This is a genomic window from Moraxella atlantae NBRC 14588, from assembly GCF_001591265.1.
In the GTDB taxonomy this organism is placed as follows: domain Bacteria; phylum Pseudomonadota; class Gammaproteobacteria; order Pseudomonadales; family Moraxellaceae; genus Faucicola; species Faucicola atlantae.
On record NZ_BCUL01000040.1, the window covers coordinates 1 to 8,407 of the forward strand.

Below are 8,407 nucleotides of genomic sequence, written 5' to 3' on the forward strand. Positions count from 1 at the left end.
GTTATTTAAAATAAAAACAGGACTAAAAAATAGTGTAAACTAACGTCATGGCATACACAATCGAAATCAGACAAAAAGCAATGGCATACTGGAAAAAATGCGACGACATTGACCAAGTAATACAAGCCTATGGCGTATCACGTTCAGCCCTATACAGTTGGAAAAAGCTCCAACAAGACACAGGCGAACTCACCGCACAATCTCATGGCACAAAGCCAAGAAAGATAGACCGTGAACAACTAAAAACCTATGCAGAGCAACACAATGATGCTTATTTATTTGAGATAGCAGAACATTTTGACTGTACCCCACAGGGTATATTCTACGCCCTAAAGTCAATCGGTATTACACTAAAAAAAAGACCACGACCTACAAAGAACAAGACCCCATCAAAGTAGAAAATTATCTGAGCCAACTGGCAACGTTTAGTGAGTATCAGAAAGTCTATATTGATGAAACAGGGATAGATACCTATTTGCATCGCCCATTTGCAAGGTCACCAAAGGGGCAGCCCGTTAAAAGCACCATTCATGGTAAAAAATACAAACGTGTATCAGTAGTAGCAGGTCAAATTGGTAATAAACTCATTGCTCCAATGACTTACAACAACACAATGACCAGTGCCTTTTTTGAACAATGGTTTGAAGAAAGCTTACTACCTTCATTAAGCGTTAAATCAGTTATTATTATGGATAATGCTCGATTTCATCGAATCAAAATTCTACGAGAATTAGCCAAAAGATTTGGTCATGTTGTGTTACCTTTATCGCCTTATTCACCTGAACTAAATCCAATCGAAAAGACGTGGGGCAATTTTAAAAAATATTTACGTAAAGTTTTAACTACTTTCGATAATTTTTGGGATGCTCTTTTGTCCTATTCTGGTTTTAATTGACTATAATATGTTTTCGATATATGTCAACATATCCTAAAACTCGACAAAATTCCTTACTGCCCTATATGGTCCGAATTCTGTGCTGACCCCTTATATTTGGTCTGCTCAGATTTAGAATGTGATGCCGATACCCTCATGACTGGCTATGAAAAACGGTGGCAAGTCGAGGTTTATCATAAGTCGTTAAAGCAAAATGCGAGTTTGACAGGATCGCCTGCGTTTAGTGCTTCTGCTCGGGCTAATCTTATATTCTTAGCAGTTTATGCGGTTTTTGAGCTTGAATACTTGAAAATTAAAACGAAACTCAATCATTTTGCGTTAAGAACCAAGTACTTACTTCTGCCTGTCAGTCGGCTTTTGCTCAGTTAAAAGCTTTGAAGGTTGCGTAAGTTCAGTAAGCTAAGTTAAAATCTATTACTTAAATTTAGGTGGTTCCCACTCATATTTAAACTCCTGACAGTCATCAGGGTCATAATCACTCGTTATAACAGTTAAACGCTTCTGATATTCGCCAAGATTAATGTAAATTTCATGTCCATTGATTTTCGCTTCGCAATCACACCAAATATCCAATGAAATAGGCAGTTTATAGAGCATATTCGGGGTATAAATAGCTGAACTTTTCGAATTTGCAGGAATTTGAGACCCTTTCATAACTAATTTTCGACCTAATTTAAACATCAATTTACTATGCTTTGCAAAATCGACAATGTCATCAGTACTGAAAACAACACTGATTGGGAAATCTGCTAATTCTGCATATCGAATCGCTGTTGCAGTAATAGATGTGTTAAAAATTTGGCTGAGAGCTAAAATAGCATCTAAACCATCAGGAAATTTTGACATCTCAGATTTGAAAAATTTCTTTGGCATAAGCAGACAGCTTGCAAAGTAATCTGCTTCAATTTCATACCAAGGCTTATATTTCGAGTTGGAGATATGTTGACCATCTTTTATTGCTTGCTCAACATGTTCTGGCAAAAAATAATGCCCTATTTCGTGAGCAATAGTGAAGCGGTGTAGCCCTACATTATTAATCCTTGTTGAATAAATAATCGTGAAGTCATTTTTATTGCGGATAAGCATACCCATAATACCCCCTTCAGCATTAGGGTATGGCACTAAATTGATTTCTAAAATTTTAGCTAATTGAAAGATATCGACTGGTAAATGGTATAAACTATTATCTTGGAGTATTTGGCTAGCTAAAGCCTCAATTTCAAGATCCGAACTAATTCTAATATTTCTCATATTAAACTCTGAAACAAGCTACTTTTGTTTCATCAATTTAATCATATTTTCAATCATATCTCTATCAGTTTGATTCAACGAATTAATATCTCTATAAAGAGCATCTGGAGCATAGTCGTCGATTGAATCAACATTCCCAATTAGATAATCAGTAGATATATCGAAAAATTTAGCAAGCCGCCTTAAATTGTCAAATGAAGGCTTTCTAGACCCCAATTCCAAATGAGAAATCGAAGTTGAAGGAATACCAACCTTTTCAGCGAGTTGTGACTGAGTAAGTCCACGTATTTCCCGCATCGCCCTTAGGCGTTCTTTGAATATATTTTCCATAATTTATTATACCACGGTATTTTTTGTAAATAAATACTTGCCATTATCAGCAAGTTATGTAATCATATACAAATATTGTCGATAACGACAAATTTATATTGACTATTTATTATATAAAGGGGGTTATTTGATAAGTCTACATTTGCCAGTTAATTTTGATGAAAATTCTATTTTTAATAACCTTGTTGCTTCGCTAATAGTGATATTTTTTCCTAAAATTTTTACTAAATTAAAATCCCAATTGTTTAATGTAAAAAAATTATTGCGAGATTTTAAAGATAAGAAAGTCCAATTAGGTGGTTTACAAAAATTTCTACGAAATTTAAGAGCCAAATCATTACAAAAAATCAGAAAGCATCGTTTTGATCAAAGATACTTTATATACCAAGCTAATAAAGAAAATAGCCTATTCTTTATCTTCATTATGGTGGCAATAGCTAACCTTATGTTAATGTTAAAGATTCCAAATACTGTTTGGTATTACCAATTTGTTATATTATTACCAACTTTAGTTTTTGAATTTAAATGGCTCATGCAAAAAAGCTATGTTGAAGACTTGATTAAATATCAGCCAAGGAATCATCAAGCATGATTTTTTGATTCTCAAAAATAGTTAACTTTTATATGTTTTTTTTACAGGGGACTTTATGAATAATCGATTTAATATTTTATCACTGCCAGGTGGGGGTTTCAGGGGGCTTTATACTGCTCAAATCATGGCAGATTTTGAAGACCAATTTGGTAAACCTATTGGGCAGAGTTTTGATTTGATAGCGGGTACATCGATTGGTGGGATATTAGCTTTAGCGGCGGCTTATGAAGTACCTATGAGTACAGTTGTAGATTTGTTTCAAGACCATGGTAAGAAAATATTCGAAAAACAACGTTTAAACTTCTTAGGTATAAGAAAGGCAAGCTATAGTAATGAACACTTAAAAAGTCAATTAATTGAGTTTTTCGGTGATTCCAAAATTGGCAATTTAAAACACAACGTCATAATCCCTGCTATCAATTTTTCAGCGGGAAAGCCTGTTGTGTTTAAAACCCCTCATTATGAGTCATTTGTGCGAGACCATAAATATAGAATAGTTGATGTTGCCTTAGCTACATCTGCAGCTCCGACTTTTTTCCCAAAATACAACTTTGATAATAGTAACTTTGTAGATGGTGGTCTATTTGCTAACAATCCAGGGATGTTAGCAATTCATGAAGCACAACACTTTTTTAACGTTTCAAAAGATGATATTTACTTGCTAAATATTGGGACACTATCATCGAATTTATCAGATGTTGTAAAAAAAGGGCAAAAAGGTGGGATGCTTGATTGGGCCAATGGTTTTGCCTTACACAAAGCTCCAAAAAATATTATTGAATTAACTTTGTCGACGCAGCAAGAAATGCTCACGCATATGACACGACATGTATTGGGTTCTCGATATTTTAGTATTGATGCTAATTTATCAAAAAGTTCATCAGATTATATTGGTTTAGATAGATGCGACGATAAGGCGATTAGTGTCTTAATATCTAATGCTAAACAATGCTCAAAAGAAGCATTAGGGAATGCCAATATTCGAGAGTTATTATCACACACCGCACCTATACCAAGCTGGATTAAAAAAATTTAAAGGAATTATGAGTTATGACAGATATTAGTACAAATAATTTACATCGTGTTTTTAAGAATAACAATGACGGCTTTTTTCATAAGTTGATTCCAAGTATGGAGCAACTTGATGCTTTTAAATATTGTAAAGATAAAGTTCAAGAAAAACTTGAATCTGACCTGAAAGAGATTTACGGTGTTAAACCAAAATTTCGCTTACAAGGCTCATGGGCCTATGGTACTTGTAATGTACCTGCTTTAGCGACTCAAGAAATGGATTTTGACTATGGATGCTATCTTCCAAATGTTTGTTTTGTCGATGACGAGAAAACTGAGGGAGAAAAGATACTGCGATATGTAGAGAAGTCTTTACAGGTCGTATGTGATGAACAAGACTGGACATTAGATACCTCCAATGCAAGCTGTCTGCGTATTACAGGATTCTTACCACAAGCCCATTTTGATGTGCCTCTTTATGCAGTTCCCGATGATATGTTTGCTGATTTACAAGATGTTCAAATTAGGACGCAAAAATCTGAAACTATTGCAAATGAGAGTATGGGTTTAGACTCAGCAATATTAAGCTTTGATTTTAGTGAAAAAAATGGGGATACAAGACCTGATAGCTTATCAGCTTACTTTGGCGAATCTCAATTTAGTAATGAAATAGCTTTTACAACATTATCTAATGAAGCTAGGCAGGGTCGTTATGAGCTTGGTCTAGATAGTATCAATGAGAAAAATTCGATTCCTAAAACTGTAAAAAAAGCTAACAACCAAAAAATTCAAAATATTCGTTTAATTAAACGAGATGAGGATTGGAAAACATCTGACTGTGAAAAAGTGCGAGAATGGTTTGTTGGCACTTGTGATAAATACCCGAATGAGGGACAACAACTTCGTGCTATTGTTAGATACGTTAAGTCATGGCGAGATTTTTTGACTCCACAGTTTAAAAAAGCTCCAAGCTCAATTGCCTTAATGGTTTTAACAACACAATCCTATGAACATTTACAACAACGAGATGATAAAGCTCTGAATGAAGTTATTAAAAACTTACCTAATGGGCTAGTGAAATCAATCAAGTGTAAAGACATTGTAGGTCATGAGTCAGAAGATTTTAATAATCTTAATGAAGAAGAAAGAGAGAGAGCTAAATCCTTAGCAACTCAATTTAGTCAAGTGTTAGACGAGTGCTTATTTAAACATACAAGTGCAATCGACTGCCTTGAGGACTTGAAAACACAATTTGGCTATCGAATCCCTAGACAACCAGAATTGGTTGCAATTAATGTTAAAAACGAAACCAAGTCCATTTTTATCGAGTCTCAGCCATTAGCTAGTGTCGCTACTCCTGCTATTATTAAGACACAATTTGGTGGTTAATCGTAAAGCTATGACTAGACTTGATGTTCTACGCTATATCCGCCGATATTATCCAGAATGGCAATGGGTTTGTACTCATAACATGCTTGATGGATGGGTGATTAAAATTAAAGTCGGTAACTACGATTTTGAGGTACTAATAGAAATTGTTGATTGGGAGTTTTTCGAACTCCCAACAGTTTATCTAAAGCAACCTAGTTTCAAAAATTTTGAAAAACTTTTACCGTTACCTCACTTATCAATTTGTCCCATAGAATTTAATGATGGTTTATTTCACGGCCTTTGCTATGCAGTGACTAATAGCCTAGCTTATGATAATTATGATGCAATTGGTATCATTGAGTGGTGTCACAAACAAACGATAAAAGTATTGGGTGATATTTTTATTAATAAAAGTTTTTCTAAACAGGAAGCCTTACGAGAAATTGTACCAATTTGGAGTCAAATTGCTACTGTTAACAATTTTAGATTGGCTTCTTATTTTGAAGATAATCAAGCAAACATATTAATGCAGAATTTGAAAAATTTATCTGAACTAAATTTTTTAGAAATCACACAACAAAAACAAGGTTTTCACCATTTTATATCTAAAAATATAAAGGAAAAGTCCTTCAAGGTTTTTATATTAGAGCCAGTTTTTATTAGCGAATTTAATGGATTTTTCAATGGTTTTATAGCCGATAGCCTCCCTTATGCAGTTAGCTTTCAAGTATTTTTGAACTGGATAAAATCTTTTTCTATAAGAAACTATCAAACTTTAATTCAAATAATAATTGATGGTATAAATGCAACTCAACAGTCGCTATTTTTAGGATGTTTGATTGTAAATAATTATACTTTAACTTTTGGGATTGAACACACGGCTTTAACAAACTATCTATATTCCGATAAGAAAGTGAAATTAAAAAAGACTGTTCTTAATTGCAGTTTTACATTTAATAATTGCTGGGTAGTTTTGACTAATTCAATCAATTTAACACCAAATTTTGTTTATAAAAGGAATATTGAAAAATTGCTTTCAGATAACTTATCAGATAAAAAAATTGTCTTAATTGGCTGTGGAGCGATAGGTGGTTACCTTGGATTAGGTCTAGCAAAGTTGGGTGCAGGTGCTGGTAATGGAGAACTCATTTTAATTGATGAAGATATTATTAAAGCTGAAAATATTGGTCGTCATGTTCTTGGTAAATCCTATGTAAGGCACTATAAATCAACGTCATTAAAATTCGAGATTCAAGCACAATTACCAGCATTAAAGGTAACTAGTTACGAAGAAAATATTATCAACGTAAAGATGTATAAGCTTCTTGAGAATGTTGACTTAATCATTGATGCTACCGCAAAAGCAGAGGTTTCTCAGAGACTCAATGAAGTATATTTTAATACTTCTGCTATCAACTCACCTGTCATTTTTAGCTGGATTCGTGGGAACGGTGAATGTGTTCAAGCTCTATTTGTAGATAAGCAGGTAAAGAGTGCGTGTCGCTGTTGTTTAAATAAAAGTGGATACGCTATACGAGAACACTATGATGCTCTTCCAGGTTTTGAACCAGTTGTAAATTTTTCCGCTTGTTCAGATTATACTCCTTTTTCAGTATCAGCCAGTCAATCTGCTTCGGCTTTGGCAATCGACTTGGTTTTAGACTGGTTAAGAGGTGAAGTCGGTCCAAGATATCGAACGAGATATACTGAGAGATGGACAGGTAGCAGGTTAGAGAGTGCTGACTATTTACCCCATCAAGACTGTCACGTTTGTCAAATTAGGGAATGATATGATAAAGCACATTTTTACTTTTGATAATTTAAGCCCTATTAAAAATATCTTAATCGAAGATATTGTTATAAAATATATGCGTCAGTATCAACAGATTGAAAAAGGATTGCCTGAAGCTTGTGGTATTTTGATGGGTGAAAAAAGAGGAATCAATCAAGAATATCTGATTCTAAAGCACATTTCTATGCCACAGCACTCAGATATTAGACAACCATACTATTATCATAGACAAACAAAAGGTCATCAAGAGATTTTGAATCATTATCACAAATTGACTAATGGTACAATCCAATATATGGGTGAGTGGCATACTCATCCACAAAAAATTGCTAAGCCATCATTGACTGATTACATAGCTTGGCTTCAAACCTGCAAATACTTTTCAAATGTTGTTTTAATTTTTTACATTGTTGGTAATGAGCAGGATTGGATAGGTATTCAAATGAATGAACGAATTTTTGAGCCTATAGAATACGAATTAGAATCCTGAATTCATTTTGTGAATTGAATTGTTGATTCTATATGGGATATTATATTTCACCCAATCTTTGTTATGTTAATATAAAAATGTCTTATTGCGGAAAAGGATATCCTAAATCACTAGAATTTTGTTGTAATGTCAGGCGTGTCTGATCGGTAATATGCTCAATCAGCCCAATCCGCTGTTTACCATCATTTAGAACAAAAGGTTCAATTAAGTTGAATCCTCGATTATCTTGGCTGTTATAATAACGATATATCCAATAAGCGATTATATCCGCCAATTGAATCAAGCGTGAAGCCTTTGAATCAATAAACACAGGGACTTCAGCAAAGTTTCTCAATTTATCATTATCCTTTCCAATATGCTTGGCACTATGGGATAATGCCTGGATTTTCTGCTCTGCTGATGAGTTATCAAATAAAATAATACCACGTTGCGAATTGTTGCAGCGACTATAAATATTACGCAATGAGCGGTCAAAGCAAAAGGCAATGTCTTCAAAAGCCGTGGGCAAAATCAAAGAAGGGTCAGCTATTTGTGATTTCTCGATGACTGAAGCAATGATATTAATTTTAGAATGCCTATTATTGAGCAACTTAAGAATATCTATAGTCAATTAAAACCAGAATAGGACAAAAGAGCATCCCAAAAAGTATCGAAAGTAGTTAAAACTTTACGTAA

At 33.9% G+C, this 8,407-nt stretch carries 9 protein-coding genes; 6 read left to right on the plus strand and 3 right to left on the minus strand.

The genetic code is table 11. The features are described 5' to 3' along the window. Positions 1–47 precede the first annotated feature (47 nt). Positions 48–895 (plus strand): IS630 family transposase gene (locus MA2_RS11005; protein WP_143821800.1). Its coding sequence is split into 2 segments (ribosomal slippage): positions 48–351 and positions 351–895, totalling 849 coding nucleotides; the frame shifts between segments, so codons are not numbered across the junction. Positions 896–1,309: 414 nt separating this feature from the next. Here the strand turns inward: MA2_RS11005 and MA2_RS10330 are convergent. Together MA2_RS10330 and MA2_RS10335 are read right to left on the minus strand one after the other, a co-directional pair. Beyond that, a complete protein-coding gene (locus tag MA2_RS10330; protein WP_067059555.1) occupies positions 1,310–2,146 on the minus strand; it encodes an ImmA/IrrE family metallo-endopeptidase in 837 nt (278 codons plus the stop codon). 18 nt (positions 2,147–2,164) lie between these two features. Continuing rightward, positions 2,165–2,476 (minus strand): helix-turn-helix domain-containing protein, encoded by a 312-nt coding sequence (locus MA2_RS10335; protein WP_067059557.1) that lies wholly within the window; start codon positions 2,474–2,476, stop codon positions 2,165–2,167. 142 nt (positions 2,477–2,618) lie between these two features. On the opposite strand from MA2_RS10335, the gene MA2_RS10340 reads away from it, so the two are divergent. From MA2_RS10340 to MA2_RS10360, 5 genes are read left to right on the plus strand one after another with little or no spacing between them, the layout of a single operon-like run. Further along, positions 2,619–3,068, plus strand: coding sequence for a hypothetical protein (locus MA2_RS10340; RefSeq protein WP_079352093.1), 450 nt, complete (start codon positions 2,619–2,621; stop codon positions 3,066–3,068). 55 nt (positions 3,069–3,123) lie between these two features. Beyond that, positions 3,124–4,104 carry a CBASS cGAMP-activated phospholipase gene (locus tag MA2_RS10345; RefSeq protein ID WP_067059562.1) on the plus strand — a complete coding sequence of 327 codons (981 nt, stop codon included), beginning with the start codon at positions 3,124–3,126 and terminating at the stop codon, positions 4,102–4,104. Between the two features lie 14 nt (positions 4,105–4,118). Then, the gene (locus tag MA2_RS10350) at positions 4,119–5,468 is read left to right on the plus strand and encodes a CBASS cGAMP synthase (RefSeq protein ID WP_067059564.1); all 1,350 of its coding nucleotides are present in this window, start codon (positions 4,119–4,121) and stop codon (positions 5,466–5,468) included. A 10-nt stretch (positions 5,469–5,478) separates the two neighbouring features. Continuing rightward, entirely contained in the window at positions 5,479–7,239 is a 1,761-nt protein-coding gene (locus MA2_RS10355; RefSeq protein ID WP_079352094.1) for a ThiF family adenylyltransferase, read from the plus strand. A 1-nt stretch (position 7,240) separates the two neighbouring features. Beyond that, entirely contained in the window at positions 7,241–7,732 is a 492-nt protein-coding gene (locus MA2_RS10360) for a Mov34/MPN/PAD-1 family protein (protein WP_067059568.1), read from the plus strand. An 82-nt stretch (positions 7,733–7,814) separates the two neighbouring features. On the opposite strand, the gene MA2_RS10365 is transcribed toward MA2_RS10360, so the two are convergent. Beyond that, positions 7,815–8,342: a DUF3800 domain-containing protein gene (locus MA2_RS10365; RefSeq protein WP_067059570.1), complete on the minus strand. Its 528-nt coding sequence runs from the start codon at positions 8,340–8,342 to the stop codon at positions 7,815–7,817. Positions 8,343–8,407 lie beyond the last annotated feature (65 nt).

What these genes read in the sequence shown, in the direction of transcription:
- MA2_RS10345 (WP_067059562.1), top strand. Translation starts at nt 3,124, where the DNA reads ATGAATAATCGATTTAATATTTTATCACTGCCAGGTGGGGGTTTCAGG.
- MA2_RS10335 (WP_067059557.1), bottom strand. Translation starts at nt 2,476, where the DNA reads ATGGAAAATATATTCAAAGAACGCCTAAGGGCGATGCGGGAAATACGT.
- MA2_RS10355 (WP_079352094.1), top strand. Translation starts at nt 5,479, where the DNA reads ATGACTAGACTTGATGTTCTACGCTATATCCGCCGATATTATCCAGAA.
- MA2_RS10360 (WP_067059568.1), top strand. Translation starts at nt 7,241, where the DNA reads ATGATAAAGCACATTTTTACTTTTGATAATTTAAGCCCTATTAAAAAT.
- MA2_RS10350 (WP_067059564.1), top strand. Translation starts at nt 4,119, where the DNA reads ATGACAGATATTAGTACAAATAATTTACATCGTGTTTTTAAGAATAAC.
- MA2_RS10330 (WP_067059555.1), bottom strand. Translation starts at nt 2,146, where the DNA reads ATGAGAAATATTAGAATTAGTTCGGATCTTGAAATTGAGGCTTTAGCT.